The organism is Microbacterium sp. TWP3-1-2b2, assembly GCF_049896145.1.
Lineage (GTDB): Bacteria > Actinomycetota > Actinomycetes > Actinomycetales > Microbacteriaceae > Microbacterium.
In genome coordinates, this window is record NZ_JAFCTS010000001.1 from 2,200,614 (window position 1) to 2,220,976 (window position 20,363).

Sequence of the window (20,363 nt, forward strand, 5' to 3'; positions counted from 1 at the left end):
GGAGCAGCCAATGACCGACGACACCACTGTCACCCGCAACGACGACGCCTCTCGCTACGAGATCCGCGTCGGCGACACTCTCGCCGGATTCGCGAAGTTCAATCGGCGCCCGGGAGAGATCCTCTTCGTCCACACCGAGGTCGATCCGGCGTTCCAGGGCAAGGGCCTGGCGAGCATCCTCGCTGCAGAGGCGCTGGCGGATGCCACGGCATCCGGCGACACGATCGTGCCGTACTGCCCGTACATCGCCAAGTACCTGAAGACCCACGACGTCGACGGCGCGGAGATCCGCTGGCCGCAGCTTCCGACCGACCCGGCGGACGCCACAGGCGCATGATCGGTCAGCGCACGATCTCGCTCGAACCGCGAGAGGTGCCGCTCGGCGGAGTGCGCGGCATGAACGTGCTGCGCACATTGCCGAACCGCGACCTGCCGACGGTCGGAGCCTGGTGCTTCCTCGACCGCTTCGGACCAGGACCGGTCAGGATGCGCGTCGAGCCGCACCCCCACATCGGGCTGCAGACGGTCACCTGGCCGCTCGTCGGGGATATGCGCCACCGTGACTCGCTCGACAGCGACGTGACGCTGAAGCGCGGACAGCTGAACCTCATGACAGCCGGAAACGGCATCTCGCACTCCGAGTACTCGCTCGGCGAAGAGCCGATCCCGCTCGACGCGCTTCAGCTCTGGGTCGTGCTGCCGGAGTCCGCCAGGCATGGCGCGGGTGGGTTCGAGCAGCACACATCGCTTCCCACGGTGGCCCTGCCTGCAGCCTCGGGTTCCGATGCCGCGGCGACCGTCGTGCTCGGCGATTTCGCCGGCATCCGCTCGCCTGCGACAGTGCACACGCCGATCGTCGGGGCGGAGATCGCGCTGCAGCCAGGGAGCCGCGTCGCGCTGCCGCTCGATGAGGCATGGGAGTACGCGATCATCCTGGTCGAGGGCGACGTGGCGATCGACGATCGTCGGCTGGTTCGCGACGAGATGCTCTATCTCGGCGACTCACGCTCGCAGGTTTCCGTGTCGAGCACCGATGGCGCGCTGCTCTTCGTCCTCGGCGGAGAGCCGTTCGAGGAGGACCTGGTGATGTGGTGGAACTTCGCCGGCCGCACGCACGACGAGATCGCGAAGGCGCGCGCCGACTGGGAGACGCCGGATGCTGCCGCCGCACGCTTCGGTCATGTCGTGACCCACGGCGCAGAGCGGATCCCCGCTCCGGAGCTCCCGAACGTGACGTTGAAGCCGCGGCGACGGCAGATCTGACCGGACGCCCGGCACAGATGCAGGGCGATATCACGGATGCAGGGCGACACACCGTGGTTTCGCCCTGCATCCGTGCATCGGCCCTGCATCCGTGCGCAGGATGAGGCGCCCCGCACCTGAGCGCGCGGCGCCTCTCCAGTGGTGCTACTTCGTGTCGACCGAGACGATCGTCCGCACGTCCGAGTCGCCGTACTGCACGACACCGAGGTACTTCGTGTCGGCCGCGAGGCCACTCCAGCTGAGCTCGTAGCTCGTCGCCTGGCCCTGCGTCACCGGGAGCGGGTTCGGCGTCGCGGTGAGCGCGCCCTCTCCGCCCGGTGCCGCGTTGGCGTAGGTCATGTCCCACGTCATCGGCCCGGTCGTCGAGTACACGTTCGCGACGATCAGGTATGTGCCGGCCGTCGGGGTCGGGAGCGTCACCTGCTCGTCAGCCGACGCCGTCGCCGACTGCCACACCTGGTAGTAACGCAGATCATCAGGTGCGACCACGCGGTACACCGTCAGATCGAGGTCACTTCCCTCATCATCCGACGAGTCGAGATCGAACCTCGACAGCGTGGTGCCCTCCGGAACGTCGACGACCCACGAGACGTCCTTGTTCGCGTCTCCCGAGCTCTCGTCGCCCGAGTGCCCCTCGACGGGATGGGCGGGATCGGTGAGCAGCTGGAAAGGTGTGAGTCCGGCGAGGTTGAGCGACAGATCGCCGTCCAGCCCCGGTGTGATCTCGACGGAGGTGCTACCGTCCACACCGGTTCCGGTCACCTCGGCCGGAGCATCCGCCGTCACGGGGAAGATCGCGATCGGCGTGCGCACCGTGTTCTTCTCACTCGACCAGGTGAGCGATCCCGTCGCCCACTGCTCGACCGGAGCACTCTCGTTGTCGAAGGTGACGGTGTACGTCGCCGTCTCGCCTGCCGCGCCGAAGCTCAGCGTCGACGGTTCGACGGTCGCGCTCACCCCCGGCACATCGACGCTCGCGGTGAACGTGCCGGCCTCCGTCGAGGTCACCGTACGGGTGATCGTCTGCGCGCTGGCGAGGGTTCCGATCGAGATCGATGCGAGGTTGAGGTCGCTGCCGTCGATCGGCTCGACGCCGTCGAACTGCGCCAGCCCCTTGCCTTCGATGAAAGCCGCCCAATCCGCGACGTCGTTCAGATACAGCATCCCTGGTTCGAAGAAGCGCGTCGGATCGACCTGTCCCGCGCCCTGCGCGAACGGGTCGGTGCTCGGTGTTCCATCGGCGTTCACGGTGTCGTAGGCGGTGGTCATCATCGCCGACTTCACCTCGGCCGGCGTCGCGTTCGGACGCTCGCCGAGGTACAGCGCACCGAGACCGGCGATGTGCGGTGACGCCATCGAGGTGCCCGAGAGGATGCCGAAGGTCGGCGCGTCCTTGCTGCCGCTGTTCGTCGCGGCGAGGATCGCCACACCGGGAGCCGCGACATCCGGCTTCATCACGTCGCTGCCGTCGGCGTGCACCGGCCCGCGGCTGGAGAATCCGGCGATCTGAGGCACGGGAGTGACCTCGTCCGTCGTGTTCTCGCCGATCAGCGAGATCGACCGGTCGACGCCGCCCTGGACATAAGCCAGAACCGCTTCGCGATGCGCGGATGCGAGGTGCACCGTCGGGATCACGTGGAAGTCGTTGTCGAGCGAGTCGGCCTCGCCAGGAACGTTCACGAGCACCATTCCCGTGCCGCCCGCGTCCTTCACGACCTGCGACTTCTCCGCGCGCGCGTTGCTGCCGCGGTCGCAGACGACGATGTGCCCTGAGACCTTCGCGGGGTCGAGCGTGCCAGGTAGGCACAGACGAGGGTCGACCGCACCCGCGAGCGCCGCATCGGCGGCGTAGATCGACGGGCCCGTGACGGTCTCCCCGAATGGGACCGAGACGGATGCGCCGGCCCGGGCGAACCCATCGAAGACGACCGTGCCCTCCCAGGTCGGGATCGTGGATGCTGCGACCGAGGTGTACCAGGGAGATGCGTGGTCGGTGGTGACGGCATCGGGTCCGTCGTTGCCCGCACTGACAGCGACGAACACGCCCGCGGCAGCGGCGTTCAGGAACGCGACGTCGTCCGGCGCGAGCACTGTTGTGGCGGCACCACCGCCGATCGAGTAGTTGATCACGTCGACGCCATCGGCGACTGCCTGATCGATCGCGGAGATGAGGTCGCTGAGCGCGCAGATGTCATCGTCTGTGACCAGAGGGTCAGGGCCGACGTAGCAGGCCTTGTAGGCCGCGACCTTCGCCGCCGGTGCCACACCGGAGATCGTGCCGAGGCCGACACCCTCCACCGCGGCTTCGACCCCGAAGTCGCCTGCCGCCGTACTGGCGGTGTGCGAGCCATGGCCGTCTCCGTCACGCGGGGACAGGTAGTCGTACTGGAAGTCGAACCCGGCCGCAGTGGCGCCGGCGGCGAAATACTGTCCGCCGATCAGCTTGGTGGAGTAGTCGTGCTTGTCCCAGTCCTGGCCCTTCACGATCGCACCGCGGAACTGGCCGCCGTCGGACTTGTCGAAGTACACGTACGACCCGTCGCTGTACGCATCGGAGCCGCTCTGCTTCTGCTTCTTGAGCTTGCTGCCCGCGAACGACGGGTGCTCCGGCGCGATGCCGGTGTCGATCACACCGACGACGACACCTTCGCCCGCGTGCTCGACGCCGCCGGTCTCCTCCCAGACGCCTCCCGTGCCTTCGGCATCATCGCCCAGGCCGAGGAAGTCGGTGGAGGACTGCGCATCCGGGTGCCGGATCTCATCGGGGAACACCCCGAGCACGTCCTTCGAGGCGCGCAGTGCGTCGACCTGGTCACCCGTGAGGTCGGCGCTGAAGCCGTTGACCGTCACCTGATACGTGGCATCCGGGGTGATCCCACCCGCCTGCGCGAGCTTGCGCTGCTCGTTCTCCAGGTGCGCGATGTACTTCTGCGAGTCCGACGAGTGGGCGTCGAGCTGGTTGCCCGGCTTCGGCTTGGTGCCGCGCAGCCCCTTCGTGTCTCCTTCATACGTGGCGAGCGGATCGGCCTTCATCATGACGATGTAATGCCCTGGAGTGCCCTCCACTGGTGCGGGATGTGTCACCCCCTCGACGCTTGCGAAACTGGCGGTTGCCGAGGATCCGATGACGACTGCGGCCACTGTGACGGCCATCGCCAATCGGAAGGGTGATCGACCCATTTGTTCTCTCCGATGGTTGGTGAGCTGCGGCTGCACTGCCGCACAGTCGATCAACCTAGCGCGGCGTCGCGCACGGCACCAGACGTCGATGTGGTGAGCGATCTACGACCAATGGAGAGGTCGGGACAACGAGATGGAGACGTTTGGCGAACGCTCACGCACGCTCAGGCGTGTGCAGTCGGCCGAGATACCGCTCGGCCCGCAGCGGCGCTCCGCGGGTGTCCATGAATGAGACTCCGACCGTGACGGCGGTGGCGAGCGGGACCGTCCACGCTGCCGGATGCGCGAGGAACGGTGCTGCGGCGCCGATCCCCCCGACCGCCGTGTGCACCAGCAGCGACAGCGCGCAGGACGCCCCGCCCGTGATCATTCCGGCGACCGCGCCTCGGGCCGTGAGGCCCCGCCACCACACGCCGAGCAGGACGACCGGAGACAGCATGGATGCCGCGAAGACGAACACCATTCCGACGCTGGAGCCGAGACCCTCCGGCGCCGTCAGCAGCGCCACAACGAGAGGTACCGCGGTGCACAGCACTGCGGAAAGTCGGAACGATCGCACTGATCCCGAGAAGACGTCCTGGCTCACGACACCCGCCAACGACACCACGAGACCGGCGGAGGTCGCCAGGAACGCCGCGAATGCACCGGCGACGATCAGCGCGGTCAGCAGTTCGCCGAACAGCCCGGGAAACACCCTCGACGGCAGCACGAGAGCCACGGTGTCCGCCACCCCCGGTGCCGCGAGATCAGGAGCGACGATACGGGCGAGCAGCCCCATCCCGCTGGAGACGGCGTAGAACGCGCTCACCATCACGATCACCAGCACCGTCGTGTGTCTGGCGGAGACGCCGGTCGGACTCGTGTAGAACCTCACCAGCACGTGCGGCAGCCCCATCGTGCCCAGCAGCAGCGCCACCATGAGCGAAGCCGTCTCGTAGGCATCGAATCCCGCCGGCCCTGCGGATGCCGGGAAGATCGCGACCGGGTCGATCTCGTGCGGCCCGCCCGTCAGCGCGAACGCGATGCAGAACAGCGGTACCAGCAGCGCGAACAGCTTCAGCCAGTACTGGAACGCCTGTACGTAGGTGATCGCCCGCATGCCTCCGGCCGCGACGGACGCGGCGACCAGCACCGCGATGGCCGCCTCTCCTATCCACTGCGGCAGGCCCGCAACGACCGTCAGCGTGATGCCGGCGCCGTGCAGCTGGGGCACGATGTACAGCCAGCCGATCACCAGCACCGCGACGCTCGTCACCCGTCGTGCCTTGACCGATTCCAGTCGCGCCTCGATGAAATCGGGGATCGTGTACGCGCCGCTTCGCCGCAGCGGCGCCGCCACGAAGACGAGCACCAGCAGATAGCCCGCGGCGTAGCCGATCGGGAACCAGAAGCCGCGTGCGCCTTCCAGCAGAACGAGCCCGGACAGTCCGAGGAACGTCCCGGCCGAGAGGTACTCTCCGCTGATCGCGGAGGCGTTCCACACCGGGCGCACGGTGCGCGACGCCACGAAGAAGTCGCCTGTCGTGCGGGACACCCTCAACCCGTAGACGCCGATGAGCAGCGTCGCCACCACGACGAGCGCGATGCCGAGGAGGTCGAACACAGGATTCATCCGCGCTCCCTCAGCGCGCGATACGCCCGCTCGTTCCGTGCGGCACCGCGTGCGTACAGCAGAGCGAAGACGATGATGATCGGGTAGAACGCGAAAGCGTGCAGGATCCACGACAGCGGCAGCCCCGCGATCATGAGCCGATCGATCTCGGGGACGAGCGAGATCAGCAGCGTCAGCGCGGCCGCGACCACGACGAAACCGGCGACCGTACCGAGCGCGAGCCGCAGCTGACTTCTCCGCAGGGCGCGAGCGTACACGGCATCCGCCTCATCCGACGGGGCACCGGGCAGCGCGATCCCGCGGGTGTGTTCGGAGTCAGGTACGCGGCGGTCATCCGCGGTGACACGAACTCGACGGGGTGGGGGCTGCTCGGTCACCGCGACGCTCCGCGCACGAGTGCCTCGCGCACAGCGGGCAGCAGCCGCCTGCTCACCGGAAGCACCACTGATCCCACCGCCACCGAGGGATCTCCGCCGGACAGCCGCGCCTCCTCGATCGCCGCCACGGCCGCCAGATACGAGCGATGGACGCGGACGAATCCGGCATCCGCCCATCGTTGTTCCAATTCCGATATCGGGATGCGAACGAGTTGCCCCATGCCGTCCGCGGTGTGCAGTCGCGAGTAGTCGCCCTGCGCCTGCACCCATCGCACGTCGCTGCGGTGCACGAAGCGCACGCTGGAGCCGACTGTCACCGAGAGAACCTCGTCGTCCGAGGGCGCTGTCGTTCCGCCCAGTTCGAGAACACGATCCACGGCACGGCGCAGTCGGTCGACGCGGACCGGCTTGAGCAGGTAGTCCGCGGCGCGCACCTCGAATGCATCGACCGCGCGCGTGTCGTCGGCCGTCACGAACACGACGGCTGGCGGTTCGGCCAGCGAACCGAGCGAGCGCGCCAGGTCCATGCCAGACAGCCCCGGCATGTGGATGTCGAGGAACGCGATCGTCACGGCTCGCGCCGACAGCATCCGCAGAGCCTGTGCGCCGGAGCTCGCCGTGTGAATCTCGCCGATGCGGTCGTCTCGGCGCAGCAGATGCGCCAGCTCGTCCAGAGCGGGGTGCTCGTCGTCGGCGACGAGAACATCGATCATGGAATCCCTCCCGCTCAGTCCCGCCCCGGATCGTGCAGAGGCTGCGACTTCGGGATGCGCATCCGCACCAGCGTACCTTCGCCGGGATTCGTCTCCACGACCAGTCCGCCCTCGCGTCCGTACATCTGCCGGAGTCGCGTGTCGACGTTGCGCAGTCCGACGTGGGCACCGTCGTCCGCAGCCGTCAGCAGCGTGCGCAGCGTGTCAGGGTCCATCCCGACCCCGTCGTCCTCGACGGTGATCTCGGTGTGCGTGCCGTCATCGAGCGCTTCGATCCGGATCGTGCCACCGCCCTCGCCGGGCTCGAGTCCGTGTCGCACCGCGTTCTCGACGAGCGGCTGCACCGACAGGAACGGGATGACGGTCGCCAGAGCCTCAGGCGCGATCCTCAGCGTCACGTCCAGCCGGTCGCCGAAGCGCGCTCGCTCCAGCGTGAGGTAGGAGTGGATGCTTCGCAGCTCTTCCGCGAGCGTCGTGAACTCGCCCTGACGACGGAACGAGTACCGCGTGAAATCGGCGAACTCGAGCACGAGTTCTCTGGCGCGCTCCGGGTCGGCGTGGATGAATGATGCCACCGCCGTCAGCGCGTTGTAGATGAAGTGCGGTGAGATCTGGGCGCGGAGCGAACGCAGTTCGGCTTCGGCGAGCGCCGTGCGCGACGCATCCAATCCCCCCAACTCCACCTGGGCCGCGCACCAGTCCGCGACCTCACCGGTGGCACGCACGAGCGCGGCGCGCACGGGGGCCGCGAACGCCACGACCACGCCGGCCACCTGACCGTCGACGACAATCGGCGCGCCGACTGCCTCGAGCTCCTCGCCTTCCGGATGCGGGAACACCTGCCTGCGTCCGGAATCCTGCACCCGCTGGGCTATACGCAGCGCCGAGCCCTCCAGCGCATCAGCTGAACCGTCGATCGCGACCGCGCCGTCGGCGCCGACGATCGCGACGGCGGTGCCGCCGAGAAGCGTGCGGAAGTGCCTGGCAGCGCGGACGACGTCCGGCGAGCTCAGTCCAGCGCGCAAGTGCCGCGCCGCAAGGCTCGCCTGGTGCATCGCACCGTACGAGGCCTGCTCGGCCGCGCTGCCGAGATCGGCGTTGCCGCGTGCGAGGCGTCGCGCGAGCAGCAGCAGCAGCGTGAGCACGACGCCCGCGATCACGCCGAACGCGGCGGCGAGCACCACGGATCCGGTCATGGCATCAGCCTAGGACTGCCCGCAACTCACGCTCAGCAGCAGCGGGCACCGGGGTTGCGGTCCTGCTCGTCCATGCGATCACGCCAGAACTCGCGCTCGGTCATGGGCGTCACATCCGGATGCCGGCGCCCGTGATGCGCGAGATACGTCTCGTACGCGCTGTCGCCCATCAGGTTCCTCATGTACCAGCGGATGCCGCGGCCGGAGCGCGCGACGAACGCGGCGAGCGTGCGCAGCGGACCGGCTGCGGCATCCATCTGGTGTGTCATGACGTCAGCTCTTTCAACGGTGGGCCCGTGCGCGGAGCTCTTCGTTCACGATCGGCTCCCACTGCTTCTCGAGCTCGCGCTCGTCGGCTGTCGGCAGGAACCCGGCCGGGGCATACCGGCGCGAGACGACGGCCGCGTCCTCTGTGTTCTCCCCGCCGCCGTTGCGCAGCGCCTTGATCGCCACGATGACCGCCATGACCATCACGACGATCGCGAGGACGACGAAGATGATCGACAGCGTGCCCTGCACTGCGGTGTTGCGGATGACCGCGTCGACCGTCGCCGCGTCGCCGAGGCTCGCATCGCCCGATTCCTGCGCTGCACGGTACTTGAAGTGATTCGCCCAGTACCCGATCCCCGGCACTGGAGAGAAGATCTTGTACAACGAAGCACTGATGGTGATCACCGCGGTGAACGCCAGTGGCAATGCCACGATCCACAGCCACTTCACGTAGCTCTTGCCCCGCTTGGCGACGATCGCCAGCACCACGGCGAGCGCGATCGCGGCGAGCAGCTGGTTGGCGATGCCGAACAGCGGGAAGAACGTGTTGATGCCGCCGAGCGGATCGGTCACTCCGAGGATGAGGATGTACCCCCAGCCCGCGACCATGATGGCGGTCGTGATCCACACGCCAGGACGCCAGGACACGTCCCGGAATTTGGGCAGCCATGCGCCGATCGTGTCCTGGAGCATGAAGCGGGCGACGCGAGTGCCTGCGTCGACCGCGGTGAGGATGAACAGCGCCTCGAACATGATCGCGAAGTGGTACCAGAACGCCATGAGAGCCTGGCCGCCGAGCGCCTGCTGCATGATGTGCGCGAGACCGAGCGCGAGCGTCGGCGCGCCGCCTGTGCGCGAGACGATCGATTCCTCACCGACGTCCGCAGCAGTCTGGGTGAGCATCTCCGGTGTGAGGTTGACCCCCGTCAGGCCGAGGGAGTTCACGAAGGCGACAGCCCCCTCGACCGTGCCCTGCGTGAGGGCCGCCGGCGAGTTCATCGCGAAGTAGATGCCCTGATCGATCGAGATCGCTGCGACCAGCGCCATGATCGCGACGAACGACTCCATGAGCATGCCGCCGTAACCGATGAAGCGGGTCTGCCGCTCCTTCTCGATGAGCTTGGGCGTCGTGCCGGAGGCGATCAGCGCGTGGAACCCCGACAGCGCTCCGCAGGCGATCGTCACGAACAGGAACGGGAACAGTGCGCCGGAGAACACCGGCCCGAGGCCGTTCTCGCCGAAGACCGTGAGGGCAGGGACTGTGATCTCGGGGCGCACCAGAACGATGGCACCGGCGAGCATGACGATCACACCGATCTTCATGAAGGTCGACAGGTAGTCGCGCGGAGCGAGCAGCAGCCAGACCGGAAGGATCGCGGCGATGAAGCCGTAGATGATGATGCCCCACGCGATGGTCGTCGTGTCGAGGTGGAAGATCGCCTGACCCCACTCGGTGCCGGAGACCCAGCCGCCGCCGATGATCGCCGCCATCAGCAGCACGAAGCCGATGATCGAGACCTCGGTGACCTTGCCGGGGCGGAGGAACCGGAGGTAGACGCCCATGAAGAGCGCGATCGGGATGGTCATGCCGACCGAGAAGACGCCCCACGGGCTCTCGCCGAGCGCGTTCACCACGACGAGCGCGAGGATCGCGACGATGATGATCATGATGAGCAGAGCGGCGATGATCGCCGCCGTGCCGCCGATCTTTCCGAGCTCCTGACGCGCCATCTGGCCGATCGTGCGACCGCCGCGGCGCATCGAGAAGAAGAGCACGAGGTAGTCCTGGACTGCGCCCGCGAGCACGACCCCGACGATGATCCAGATCGTCCCTGGCAGGTAGCCCATCTGGGCTGCCAGCACCGGACCCACCAGCGGGCCGGCACCGGCGATCGCTGCGAAGTGGTGTCCGTACAGCACGCGACGGTCGGTGGGGACGTAGTCCTTGCCGTCCTGCTTGACCTCGGCGGGCGTCGCACGCCGGTCGTCAGGGCGCGTGATGTAGCGCTCGATGACCTTGGAGTAGAAGCGGTAGCCGATCAGGTAGGTGCAGACCGCGGCGAACACGAACCAGATCGCATTGACCGTCTCGCCCCTGACGATCGCGAGCATGGTCCAGGCGATGCCGCCGAGCAGCGCGATGGCCACCCAGAGGACGATCTTGGGCCACGACCAACGGCCGGCCTTGGCGTGCTGCTCGTCCGAGAGCGCCACCGGTGGAAGGTCGGGGTCCTGGATGAGCTCTGGCTCATCGGAGGCGAGGGCGCTGCTGCCTGCGGTGTTCGCAGGGCGGCGCGACGAAGGTGATGACATGGCTGCTCCTTGTGTGCGCGTCATTGCGTTTCCCCACGCTATGGGTGCAGCATCCGCCGTTCGGATCGTTTCCAGGCCGGATGCGACGAGCGGCGCAGTCGAGGCGACGAGCGGTGCCTGGTGCGGAGCCGCACGGCCGATGGCGCTTCGGCGCAAGTAGGCTGAGGACGTGGCGCGAACCCCTCTCCTGTCGACCAGAGTGCTGCTGGTGTGCGCGGCCATCGGCGTCGCGACCGGGATCGTCGGCGGGATCGCAGGGGTGCTGACGCCGTTCGTGCTGTTCACCGCGCCGTACGCGTACGGCCTGCTGCTCGGTGCCCATGTCCTCCCGGGGATCATCGCGCAGGAGGTTCTGCGACAGCCGCTCGTCGCCCTCATCACCCACGTGATCGCCGCGCTCGTCTCCAGCGCCTTCAACCCGGCCTGGGCACTGCGCTTCATCGGCACCGCCCTGCTGTTCGGCGCGATCCAGGAGGGCGTCGCCGCGCTCACCCGCTACCGGGCCTGGGGCGCGTGGCGCTTCTTCATCTCGGCGGCGGTGATCGGAGCGATCGTCGCGGTCGTCGTGTTCTTCGTCGCGCATCTGGGATCACTGCCGCCGTGGGCCCAGATCGCTTATCTCGCCCTGTCGCTGCTCGGCCCGATCGCCTGGACCGCGCTCGGTCTCGCGATCGGATCGGCCCTCAGCCGGGCGGGCGTCGCGCGTCGTTGAACCAGACGCATCTGGCACTGATCCGCCGATGGCGGATCAGGTAAGGCTCAGCTAAGTTGGTGGGGTACGTTCCACCGATCCCGGGGTTCCGCCGTGCGCTCATCCGCGCCCCTTCTCCGCGTGCGTGAGCTCACTCTCACCCACGCCGATGCCGTGCGCCCATCGCCGCGCGACGTGACCTTCGACATCGCACCGGGTGAGGTCGTCCTGCTGCTCGGCCCCTCCGGTTCAGGAAAGTCGACGCTCACGCTCGCGCTGAACGGACTGATCCCGCATGCCCTGCCCGCGACCATGACGGGCACCGTCGAAGCGGGCGGGATCGACACCGCGCATTCCGACACGGCCACGCTCAGCACCCACGTCGCCATGGTCTTCCAGGACCCCGACGCCCAGATCGTCACCGGCACCGTTTACGACGAGGTGGCCTTCGGCCCGGAGAACCTGCTGCTGCCGCTGGATGAGGTGCGCGAGCGCACGGAGGATGCGCTGCACCGCGTCGGCCTCTGGCAGCGTCGCGATGAGAACCCGGATCGCCTCTCCGGCGGCGGACGCCAGCGCCTGGCGATCGCGTGCGCCCTCGCCATGGGCTCGCCTCTGCTGGTGCTCGATGAGCCCACAGCCAACCTCGACCCGCAGGGCATCGACGACGTCTACGCCGCCCTCGGCGATGTCGTGGCCGCCGGTGACCGTTCGATCCTGCTCGTCGAGCACAACCTCGACGCCGCCATGCGTTTCGTGACGCGCACGATCGTGCTCGATCAGGCAGGTACTGTGGCGTTCGACGGCCCGGTCGACGAGATCCTTCGCGGACACACGGAAGAGCTCGTCGCCATGGGCGTGTGGCTGCCCGCCGCGACCCTGGCGGCGCGGATGCTGCGCGAACGCGGCATCCTGCAGAAAGAGGTGCCGCTCCCGCTGACGCCCGAGGAATTGGGCGCCGCACTGCCCGCCGGTGGCGCACACATGCAGGGAGAGATCACACCTGCAGGGCGAAACGCCGAGAAATCGCCCGACATCCGTGCATCGGCCCTGCATCCGTACGGGCAGGCAGACGCCCAGTCCCTCATCCGCGCCCGCGGCCTCACCGTCACGCGCGGGCGGCAGGAACTGCTGCACGGCATCGACCTCGACATCGAAGCCGGCAGTCTGACCGCCGTCATCGGAGCGAACGGGGCAGGGAAAACCACACTCATCCAGGCGCTGGCCGGTGTGTTCCCTCCGCCGAAGCGACAGGTCGACGTCGACGGGCTGGATCCCGCAACGGCGTCACCGCGCGACCTCACCGCCCGCATCGGCTTCGTGTTCCAGAACCCGGAGCACCAGTTCATCGCGCCGACGGTCTTCGATGAACTGGCGCACGGGCTGCGCCTGCGCCACGTGGGAGCAGCCGAGATCGAGCAGCGTGTGCGCGCGATGCTCGTCCGGTTCGGTTTGGAGCACAAGGCACAGGTGCACCCCTTCCTCCTCTCCGGCGGCGAGAAGCGACGGCTCTCGGTCGGCACCGCGCTCATCACCGGCCCTCGTGTACTCGCCCTCGACGAGCCGACCTTCGGCCAGGATCGCGCACGCGCCGCAGAGCTCCTCGCACTGCTCGAGACGCTGCGCCGGGACGGCACGACCATCGTGATCGTCACACATGACCTGCAGCTGGTCGCTGAGCGCGCGACGCACACCGTGGTGCTCGCAGACGGACGCGTGCACGCCGCAGGGCGCACCGAGGAGCTCTTCCGCGACGAACAGCTCTTCACCACCGCCGGGTTGCGGCTGCCCGCACTGCAGCGCGTGCTCGCACACGCCGGAGCGGTGTCGTCATGAGCACCGCTGTCGTCGACCCGTACGCAGCGATGGCGACGGCTTCACGCCGCGAGTTCCTGTACGCGCTGAACCCGCTGGCAAAGGTCGCCGCGGTCGCTCCTGCGATGATCATGCTGGTCTTCGTGCGCGATCTCGCAACACCCGCAGCCTTCCTCGCGCTCGCTTATGCCCTGATCCTGGTCGGCGCGCGACTGACATGGCGGCTCCTGCTGCTTCTGCTCGTCATCGTGCCGATCGCCGTGATCGTGATCGGCATCGGCTTCTCGCTGTGGGTGGATGCCTCACTCGTCGACGACACCGCCCATCTGCTTCAGATCGGCGGCTGGACACTCTTCAGCGGAGCGCTGGAGATCGGGTTCGCCACCTCGCTGCGACTGGGGGCGATCACCGCGCTGGCCCTTGTCGGCGGACTCACCACGACCGGACCCGACCTTGTCCGTGCGAGCATTCAGCAGCTGCGAGTGCCGTACCGCGTCGGCTACACGGCATTGGCCGCCTTCCGGTTCGTTCCGCGGTTCGGTCACGAGCTCAGCGTGATCCGCGCAGCGCATCGGGTGCGCGGACATCATGGCGGTCGCGGTCCGTTCGCACGCGTCGCCCGAGGGTGGGGCTACATCGTCCCGTTGCTGGCGGGAGCCATCCGGCACGCCGAACGCGTCGCCCTGGCGATGGATGCCCGCGCCTTCGGCGCACACCCCACCCGTACCGAGCGTCACCTCGTGCCGTTCCGCACGCGCGACGTCGTGTTCATCGTTCTGCTGCTCGCAGCATCCGCCGCGGTCTTCATCGCTCTCTCCCCCTGGCAACCTGCCTGAAAGGCATCCGATGGCATTCAGCAAGATGGTCAAGCCCGAGACGACCGAGCTCGTACACCTGGAGGTGCTGCGCACAGAGCGCCTCGCGCCGCACTGGATCCGCGTCACGCTCGGAGGCCGCGAGATCTCGAAATTCCGACCGATGGGCTACGACCAGTGGTTCCGTCTCTTCATCCCGGTGGGCGGCGAGGCCGGCCTGGAGCGCGTGCCGGCGAAGGCGCACAAGATGTTCGGGTATCTGAAGTTCCTGCGCATCCCCGACGGAGAGCGCCCCGTCATGCGCAATTACACGGTGCGTGCATATCGGCCGGCGGCCGGCGACCAGGGCGCCGAGATCGACGTGGACTTCGTGCTGCACGGCTCGGCCGCCGAGGGGACGGCAGGACCGGCGTCCCGCTGGGCGGAGACCTGCCGGCCGGGTGAGCACGTGCTGATCATCGACGAGGGACTCACGTTCAATCCGGAGCGCGGCACGGATCGCGTCGTGCTCGTGGGGGATGAGACGGCGCTGCCCGCCATGGCCTCGATCTGCGCATCACTGCCTTCCACCGCGACAGGCCGGGCGATCATCGAGGTGCCGTCTGCGGACGATGCGCTCGAGTTCGAGCATCCGTCCGGCATCTCGATCGAGTGGATCACCCGTACGCCCTCCTCGGCGCCAGGCACCCTCGCGCTGGCCGCGCTGCGCGACTCCGCTCTGCCATCCGAGCCCTTCCACGCCTATGCGGCCGGCGAACAGGCGCTCGCATCCGGTGTACGCAAGCGGCTGGTCGGCGAGCGCGGAATCGACAAGAACAGCGTGAGCTTCTGCGGCTATTGGAAGATCGGGGCGTCATCGCCTGCTTCGAAGACCGCGCGCGAAGCCGCAGCGGAGCCGGCGGTGTGAGCGCGGCGTGTCGCCGACGGCGTCTGAAGTCATCCGCGGCGAGACGACGAAACCGCCCGGCCCACTGCGGGGACGGACGGTTTCAGGTGTCGTGTCAGCGCTTACCGGCGATCTGACGCGACACGATGTCGCGCATGATCTCGTTCGTGCCGCCGTAGATGCGGTGCACGCGGGCGTCGAGGAACGCGCGCGCGATGGGGTACTCGGTGATGTAGCCGTAGCCGCCGTGCAACTGCACGCAGGTGTCGAGGATCTCCCACTCGCGCTCAGTCGTCCAGAACTTGACCTTGGCGGCCTCCTCCCCCGTGAGCTTCTTGTCCTTGTAGGCGAGAAGGGCCCGGTCGAGGTACGCCCACATCACGTCGACGGTGGTCGCGACATCCGCCAGCTTGAAGCGGGTGTTCTGGAAGTCGATGATCCGCTCGCCGAACGCCTCGCGGTCCTTCGTGTACGCGACGGTCCACTTGAACGCGGCCTGCGATGCGGAAGCCGCGGCGATGCCGATCGACAGGCGCTCGAGCGGCAGGTTCATCATGAGTTGAAGGAAGCCCTGGCCCTCCTGGCCGCTGATGAGGTTCTCCTCCGGCACGAAGACGTCGCTGAACGAGAGCTCGGCGGTGTCGTGTCCGTGCGAGCCCATCTTGTTCAGCTTCTTGCCGTGGTCGAAGCCCTCCATGCCGTTCTCGAGGATGAGGAGGCTGAAGGCATCCGGACGATTGCCTTCGCCCGTCTTGACGAACGTGACGACGATATCGGCGGTCTTGCCCGACGAGATGAAGGTCTTCGCGCCGTTGACGATGTAGCCGCCATCGACCTTCTTCGCGGTGGTCTTGATGCCACGGAGGTCGCTGCCGGCGCCCGGCTCGGTCATCGCGAGGGCGCCGAGCACCTCGCCCGTGGCCATCCGGGGCAGCCATTTCTCCTTCTGCGCCTGCATGCCCATGTGCACGAGGTAGGGGATGGCGAGGTCGTCCTGGATGCCGAAGGCCCCCGCGAGGGATCCCGCACCGGCGCCGATGACCTCTTCGTTCACGATCGTGCGGAAGCGGTAGTCCTGCAGCATGCCGGCGCCGCCGAACTCTTCCGGCACGGAGAGCCCGATGATGCCCGCCTCACCTGCGGCGAGCATGGTCTCGCGGTCGATCTCCCCGGCGGCATCCCACCTCTCGATGCTCTCGTTACTGACGTGGCGCTTGACGAAGTCCTTCACCAGGTCGCGGAATGCCTCGTGGTCTTCTTCGTAGATGTCGCGTTCCATGCCGTCCTCCCGAACGTGTCAGTGCGTCGTTGCTCCCGCGAGTCTATGGCGCGCAGCGGATGCCGTGACAGCCAGTTGTGAGAATGCATCCCACGAGACGTGGGACTGCGTACCGCGTTTGTGGGATGCCACAGAACTCGCTCAGTGCGCGTAGTCGGGGGCCGCGGGCAGTGCGAAGAACTCCTCGAGCGTCTGGTAGCCGCCCTCGTGATAGGCGGCGGCGAGCTGCGGCCCGACGAAGCGCAGGTGCCACGGCTCCGGCATGTATCCGGTCGTGTCGCTGGCGCCGCTCTCGTATCTGACGACGAATCCGAACTCCCATGCGTGCTCCTGGACCCAGGCCGCCTGCGCGGAGCTGCCGAAGGCATCGATGCCACCGCACGCGCCGTCGCACGCGACGACATCCACGGCCAAACCCGTCTGATGCTCGCTGAATCCTGCGCGCGCCGAGCCCTGATCCGCACCGGCGACGCCCTCGGACGCCACGAAGCCGGAATACGTCGAGACCTGCAGGTCATAGGAACGGTAGCCGTTGTTGACGCCGAGCGATCCCGAGCCCGATGCTTCGGCAGCTCGCGCGAGCGCGCTCAGACCATCCCGCGCATCCGTGCGCAGCCGATCGGATGGCGTCGTGGCCGCGAGATCGACCGCGGAGAGCGACGACGGTTCGAAATCGAACGGCTCGAGGGGTCGAGCCTTGTTCACGACCAGCCAGGTTCGGCCAGGGTCACTCAACGAGATGCACGGAGCATTTCCGGCCACGACCGCGTCGCGAAAGGCCACTCCTCCACCGAATGCGGCGATCGCGGCCTCATCGTCACCTGCCGCGAGCGCATCTGCGACGACGGCGTCAGCACACGGGTCGGCCGCGACGACACCGCCGACATCGACACCAGGCAACTGCGCAGCGACGACCGGCATCGGAGGGAGCTCGGGTCCGTCCGCAGCGGGAACATCCGAGATCGCCCACAGCATGCCGAGGGCCGTCACCGCCAGCCCTACGGGCAGCGCGACGGTCAGCACACGCGACGGGCGCGACGCGTGCCGTGGATGGTGGGCGTCGCTCATATCTCCATTCTGCCGTCATCTGCGACGTTCGCCAGCCGGTCGTCGTCTCGGCGACGGCGACTTCCGTTGGTTGATACCGTGTGATCGTGACGTCCGAAGGCGGCAACGATGCCCGCTGGAGACGTGGAGAACGTCAAGAGGGAGCCGATCATTCGCCCGTCCGCGGTACTCATGATGAACCCGACGTCCCTCGTCGACGAGATCTTCACACCTTCGATGCTCGACGAGCTGCGCAGCCTCGTCGACATCGACGCGTCGGCGGTGGTGACCCAGCTCGACGGCGCGGCTCACGTGCTGCAGGAAACCGAGCTCGTGATCGGCGGCTGGGGCGCTCCGCGACTCGCCCCACAAGACGCTCCCCGACTTCGCGGACTCATCTATCTCGGCGGCGTCGCGGCGACCTGTCTCGACCAGCCGACAGCGTGGGCGGAACAAGGACTCCTCGCAGCGAGCGCCCGGTCCATCAATGCGATCCCCGTGGCCGAGTACGCTCTGGCGATGATCCTGCTCGACGGCAAGGATTCGTTCGCCGCGGCGCGGGGATACCGCGACCGGCCAGACGAGCCCACCGCAGCTCGGGCCGCGATCATCGGCAACCATCGCCGCACGATCGGGATCGTCGGCCTCTCGCAGGTCGCACGCCTGCTCATCGCGCGTCTGCGCACCTTCGACTTCGACATCGTCGCGTTCAGCCCTGAGCTGACACCGGAGCTCGCCGCAGAAATGGGAGTACGCAATGCCACGCTCGCCGAGGTGATGGCACAGAGCGACATCGTCTCGCTGCACCAGCCGCTGATACCGGCCACCGTGGGACAGATCGACGAGCGGATGCTGTCGAGCATGCGCGACGGAGCGACCCTGCTGAACACCGCACGCGGAGCGGTCGTCGATCAGGATGCTCTCGTCAAGGAGCTGCGCACGGGTCGCATCCGCGCGATCCTCGACGTCACGGATCCGGAGCCGCTGCCGCATGACCATGCGCTGTGGTCGCTGCCGAACGTGGTGCTCACTCCGCACATCGCCGGCTCTCTGGGGAACGAATTGCACCGGATGGGCCAGAACGCGCTCGAAGAAGTGCGCCGGTTCGTGGCCGGCGAGCCGTTCCGATTCCCCGAGCCGATCGGATGACGCGCGGCCAGGGTCGATAGAACGCTTATTCGAATCAGGCTTGACTTAACGTCGCGTATTTGTTCGAATGACTGCATGCGATGGCAGGGACAGACGATCGACGACGCGGATGACGCGGCACTGCCGGGCATGGAGAACCGCACGGGAATCGTCCGCTCTGTGACGACCCCCGAGTTCGCGGGGATGACGTTCCACGAAGTGCTGGCGCGCTCAGCGCTGAATCACGTTCCCGCCGGATCGCGGATGCCGTTCAGCTGGACGATCAACCCGTACCGCGGATGCAGCCACGCCTGCGTCTACTGCTTCGCCCGCGGCACGCACGAATATCTCGACCTCGACGGCGGCGGGGACTTCGATTCGCAGATCGTCGTGAAGACGAACGTGGCCGAAGTGCTCGCGAAAGAACTGCGCAAGGGCAGCTGGCAGCACGAGAGCGTCGCGCTGGGCACGAACACCGATCCGTACCAGCGTGCGGAGGGACGCTACAAGTTGATGCCCGGCATCATCCGCACCCTCGCAGAATCCGGCACGCCGTTCTCGATCCTCACCAAAGGAACGCTGATCCGCCGCGACATCCCATTGCTGGTGGATGCTGCCACGCACGTGCCGATCGACATACAGATGTCGATCGCGATGTACGACGACACTCTCCAGCATTCGATCGAGCCTGGAACGCCGAGCACGCAGGCTCGCCTGGACACCGTCCGTGCACTGACGGATGCCGGATTCCGCGTCGGAGTCTTCCTGATGCCGATCCTTCCGCACCTCACCGACTCGATCGCCGCCATCGATCACGCACTGCAGCGCATCGAGGAATCCGGCGCCGACCACGTCATCTACGGCGCTCTGCACCTTCGCGCGGGCGTCAAACCCTGGTTCATGCAGTGGCTGGAGCGCGAGCATCCAGAGCTCATGTCGTCGTACCGAGGGCTCTACCCCGGTGCCGCTTCCGAAGCACCGAAGCCCTACCGGCAGTGGCTCGCGAAGCGGACACGTCCACTCATCCGTACGCACGGGCTCGACGCACGCTCTGACGATGACCTCCCACCACGACGATTCGCGCGACGTCCTGCCGTCGCCACGATCGCACCTCCCCCGCCGCCCATGCTGTTCTGAGGGCGAGCCGGCGCGACGAGGACGGTCTCTCCGACGCGTAGGCTCGATGACTATGGCAATCGGCGCGATGATCCACACCTTCACGGTGCAGCTGGCAGACATGGATCGCGGCGTCTACGACGAACTCACGCTTCGTGTCGCGCGGCATCCGTCTGAGACGGATGCCTACATGCTTACCCGCACGCTCGCCTACTGCCTCGAGTACGCCGAGGGCATCACATTCGGCGCCGGCATCTCATCGACAGAGGAGCCTGCGGTGCTCGTGCGCGATCTGACCGGCAAGATCACGGTGTGGATCGAGGTCGGGGCGCCAGACGCCGAACGGCTCCATTACGGGAGCAAGCTGGCCGATCGGATTGTCGTCTACACGCACAGAGACCCAGCCAAGGTCATCGCACCGTGGGCGGGCAAGCGCATCCACAACGCTGAGGCCATCCAGGTGTTCAGCTTCGACCCTGGCTTCATCGACGATGCCGCCGCAGTGCTCGAACGACGCAACACCATGACGCTGACCGTCACCGAACAGCAGCTTTACCTCGATCTGAACGGCACCAGCCTCAGCTCCGCTGTGCTGGCACACTCGGCCGCATAACTCCGGAGCTTTTCGCCGACCCGCGATTTCGCGGGGGCAACGGCGACCT

The 20,363-nt window shown here is 67.5% G+C and carries 18 protein-coding genes; 9 read left to right on the forward strand and 9 right to left on the reverse strand.

The features are described 5' to 3' along the window. The first annotated feature begins 10 nt into the window (after nt 1–10). Together ACP7AR_RS10855 and ACP7AR_RS10860 are read left to right on the forward strand one after the other, a co-directional pair. Complete coding sequence (locus ACP7AR_RS10855) at nt 11–337, forward strand: GNAT family N-acetyltransferase (RefSeq protein ID WP_426185575.1); 327 nt, start codon at nt 11–13, stop codon at nt 335–337. Beyond that, on the forward strand, nt 334–1,263 hold the full coding sequence (locus ACP7AR_RS10860) for a pirin family protein (RefSeq protein ID WP_426185577.1): 930 nt from the start codon (nt 334–336) through the stop codon (nt 1,261–1,263). Before ACP7AR_RS10855 ends, ACP7AR_RS10860 begins: the two co-directional genes overlap by 4 nt. Before the next feature lie 144 nt (nt 1,264–1,407). Here the strand turns inward: ACP7AR_RS10860 and ACP7AR_RS10865 are convergent, their stop codons facing one another. From ACP7AR_RS10865 to ACP7AR_RS10895, 7 genes are all read right to left on the reverse strand, one after another. After that, nucleotides 1,408–4,347 carry a S8 family serine peptidase gene (locus ACP7AR_RS10865; protein WP_426185579.1) on the reverse strand — a complete coding sequence of 980 codons (2,940 nt, stop codon included), beginning with the start codon at nt 4,345–4,347 and terminating at the stop codon, nt 1,408–1,410. 250 nt (nt 4,348–4,597) lie between these two features. After that, the gene (locus ACP7AR_RS10870; RefSeq protein WP_426185581.1) at nt 4,598–6,055 is read right to left on the reverse strand and encodes a cation acetate symporter; all 1,458 of its coding nucleotides are present in this window, start codon (nt 6,053–6,055) and stop codon (nt 4,598–4,600) included. Next, nucleotides 6,052–6,432: a heavy metal transporter gene (locus ACP7AR_RS10875; protein ID WP_426185583.1), complete on the reverse strand. Its 381-nt coding sequence runs from the start codon at nt 6,430–6,432 to the stop codon at nt 6,052–6,054. Before ACP7AR_RS10875 ends, ACP7AR_RS10870 begins: the two co-directional genes overlap by 4 nt. Beyond that, nucleotides 6,429–7,145 (reverse strand): LytR/AlgR family response regulator transcription factor, encoded by a 717-nt coding sequence (locus ACP7AR_RS10880; RefSeq protein WP_426185586.1) that lies wholly within the window; start codon nt 7,143–7,145, stop codon nt 6,429–6,431. Before ACP7AR_RS10880 ends, ACP7AR_RS10875 begins: the two co-directional genes overlap by 4 nt. 14 nt (nt 7,146–7,159) lie before the next feature. Continuing rightward, a complete protein-coding gene (locus ACP7AR_RS10885) occupies nt 7,160–8,341 on the reverse strand; it encodes a sensor histidine kinase (RefSeq protein ID WP_426185588.1) in 1,182 nt (393 codons plus the stop codon). A gap of 32 nt (nt 8,342–8,373) precedes the next feature. Next, nucleotides 8,374–8,610 (reverse strand): YbdD/YjiX family protein, encoded by a 237-nt coding sequence (locus tag ACP7AR_RS10890; protein WP_426185590.1) that lies wholly within the window; start codon nt 8,608–8,610, stop codon nt 8,374–8,376. A gap of 13 nt (nt 8,611–8,623) precedes the next feature. After that, nucleotides 8,624–10,924, reverse strand: a complete 2,301-nt coding sequence (locus ACP7AR_RS10895) for a carbon starvation CstA family protein (protein WP_426185592.1) — start codon at nt 10,922–10,924, stop codon at nt 8,624–8,626. Between the two features lie 169 nt (nt 10,925–11,093). Between ACP7AR_RS10895 and ACP7AR_RS10900 the strand changes: the two genes are divergently transcribed. The 4 genes from ACP7AR_RS10900 to ACP7AR_RS10915 all read left to right on the forward strand — a co-directional run bounded on the left by ACP7AR_RS10900 (nt 11,094) and on the right by ACP7AR_RS10915 (nt 15,152). After that, nucleotides 11,094–11,636 (forward strand): ECF transporter S component, encoded by a 543-nt coding sequence (locus ACP7AR_RS10900; protein ID WP_426185594.1) that lies wholly within the window; start codon nt 11,094–11,096, stop codon nt 11,634–11,636. Nucleotides 11,637–11,729: 93 nt separating this feature from the next. Continuing rightward, complete coding sequence (locus ACP7AR_RS10905; protein WP_426185596.1) at nt 11,730–13,451, forward strand: ABC transporter ATP-binding protein; 1,722 nt, start codon at nt 11,730–11,732, stop codon at nt 13,449–13,451. Then, on the forward strand, nt 13,448–14,266 hold the full coding sequence (locus ACP7AR_RS10910) for an energy-coupling factor transporter transmembrane component T family protein (RefSeq protein ID WP_426185598.1): 819 nt from the start codon (nt 13,448–13,450) through the stop codon (nt 14,264–14,266). The genes ACP7AR_RS10905 and ACP7AR_RS10910 overlap by 4 nt, the downstream gene beginning before the upstream one ends. 10 nt (nt 14,267–14,276) lie before the next feature. After that, the gene (locus ACP7AR_RS10915) at nt 14,277–15,152 is read left to right on the forward strand and encodes a siderophore-interacting protein (protein ID WP_426185600.1); all 876 of its coding nucleotides are present in this window, start codon (nt 14,277–14,279) and stop codon (nt 15,150–15,152) included. A 94-nt stretch (nt 15,153–15,246) separates the two neighbouring features. On the opposite strand, the gene ACP7AR_RS10920 is transcribed toward ACP7AR_RS10915, so the two are convergent. Further along, nucleotides 15,247–16,410 carry an acyl-CoA dehydrogenase family protein gene (locus ACP7AR_RS10920; RefSeq protein ID WP_426185602.1) on the reverse strand — a complete coding sequence of 388 codons (1,164 nt, stop codon included), beginning with the start codon at nt 16,408–16,410 and terminating at the stop codon, nt 15,247–15,249. A 141-nt stretch (nt 16,411–16,551) separates the two neighbouring features. After that, the gene (locus ACP7AR_RS10925) at nt 16,552–17,478 is read right to left on the reverse strand and encodes a M15 family metallopeptidase (protein WP_426185604.1); all 927 of its coding nucleotides are present in this window, start codon (nt 17,476–17,478) and stop codon (nt 16,552–16,554) included. Nucleotides 17,479–17,586: 108 nt separating this feature from the next. On the opposite strand from ACP7AR_RS10925, the gene ACP7AR_RS10930 reads away from it, so the two are divergent. The 3 genes from ACP7AR_RS10930 (at nt 17,587) to ACP7AR_RS10940 (ending at nt 20,314) form a co-directional block, all read left to right on the forward strand. After that, nucleotides 17,587–18,606 (forward strand): hydroxyacid dehydrogenase, encoded by a 1,020-nt coding sequence (locus ACP7AR_RS10930; protein WP_426185606.1) that lies wholly within the window; start codon nt 17,587–17,589, stop codon nt 18,604–18,606. A 75-nt stretch (nt 18,607–18,681) separates the two neighbouring features. Continuing rightward, nucleotides 18,682–19,722 (forward strand): Rv2578c family radical SAM protein, encoded by a 1,041-nt coding sequence (locus tag ACP7AR_RS10935; RefSeq protein ID WP_426185608.1) that lies wholly within the window; start codon nt 18,682–18,684, stop codon nt 19,720–19,722. A gap of 52 nt (nt 19,723–19,774) precedes the next feature. Further along, entirely contained in the window at nt 19,775–20,314 is a 540-nt protein-coding gene (locus tag ACP7AR_RS10940) for a YaeQ family protein (protein ID WP_426187720.1), read from the forward strand. The last annotated feature ends 49 nt before the right edge of the window (nt 20,315–20,363 follow it).

What these genes read in the sequence shown, in the direction of transcription:
- ACP7AR_RS10855 (WP_426185575.1), top strand. Translation starts at nt 11, where the DNA reads ATGACCGACGACACCACTGTCACCCGCAACGACGACGCCTCTCGCTAC.
- ACP7AR_RS10860 (WP_426185577.1), top strand. Translation starts at nt 334, where the DNA reads ATGATCGGTCAGCGCACGATCTCGCTCGAACCGCGAGAGGTGCCGCTC.
- ACP7AR_RS10870 (WP_426185581.1), bottom strand. Translation starts at nt 6,055, where the DNA reads ATGAATCCTGTGTTCGACCTCCTCGGCATCGCGCTCGTCGTGGTGGCG.
- ACP7AR_RS10880 (WP_426185586.1), bottom strand. Translation starts at nt 7,145, where the DNA reads ATGATCGATGTTCTCGTCGCCGACGACGAGCACCCCGCTCTGGACGAG.
- ACP7AR_RS10885 (WP_426185588.1), bottom strand. Translation starts at nt 8,341, where the DNA reads ATGACCGGATCCGTGGTGCTCGCCGCCGCGTTCGGCGTGATCGCGGGC.
- ACP7AR_RS10890 (WP_426185590.1), bottom strand. Translation starts at nt 8,610, where the DNA reads ATGACACACCAGATGGATGCCGCAGCCGGTCCGCTGCGCACGCTCGCC.
- ACP7AR_RS10895 (WP_426185592.1), bottom strand. Translation starts at nt 10,924, where the DNA reads ATGTCATCACCTTCGTCGCGCCGCCCTGCGAACACCGCAGGCAGCAGC.
- ACP7AR_RS10910 (WP_426185598.1), top strand. Translation starts at nt 13,448, where the DNA reads ATGAGCACCGCTGTCGTCGACCCGTACGCAGCGATGGCGACGGCTTCA.
- ACP7AR_RS10915 (WP_426185600.1), top strand. Translation starts at nt 14,277, where the DNA reads ATGGCATTCAGCAAGATGGTCAAGCCCGAGACGACCGAGCTCGTACAC.
- ACP7AR_RS10920 (WP_426185602.1), bottom strand. Translation starts at nt 16,410, where the DNA reads ATGGAACGCGACATCTACGAAGAAGACCACGAGGCATTCCGCGACCTG.
- ACP7AR_RS10925 (WP_426185604.1), bottom strand. Translation starts at nt 17,478, where the DNA reads ATGAGCGACGCCCACCATCCACGGCACGCGTCGCGCCCGTCGCGTGTG.
- ACP7AR_RS10930 (WP_426185606.1), top strand. Translation starts at nt 17,587, where the DNA reads ATGCCCGCTGGAGACGTGGAGAACGTCAAGAGGGAGCCGATCATTCGC.
- ACP7AR_RS10935 (WP_426185608.1), top strand. Translation starts at nt 18,682, where the DNA reads ATGCGATGGCAGGGACAGACGATCGACGACGCGGATGACGCGGCACTG.
- ACP7AR_RS10940 (WP_426187720.1), top strand. Translation starts at nt 19,775, where the DNA reads ATGGCAATCGGCGCGATGATCCACACCTTCACGGTGCAGCTGGCAGAC.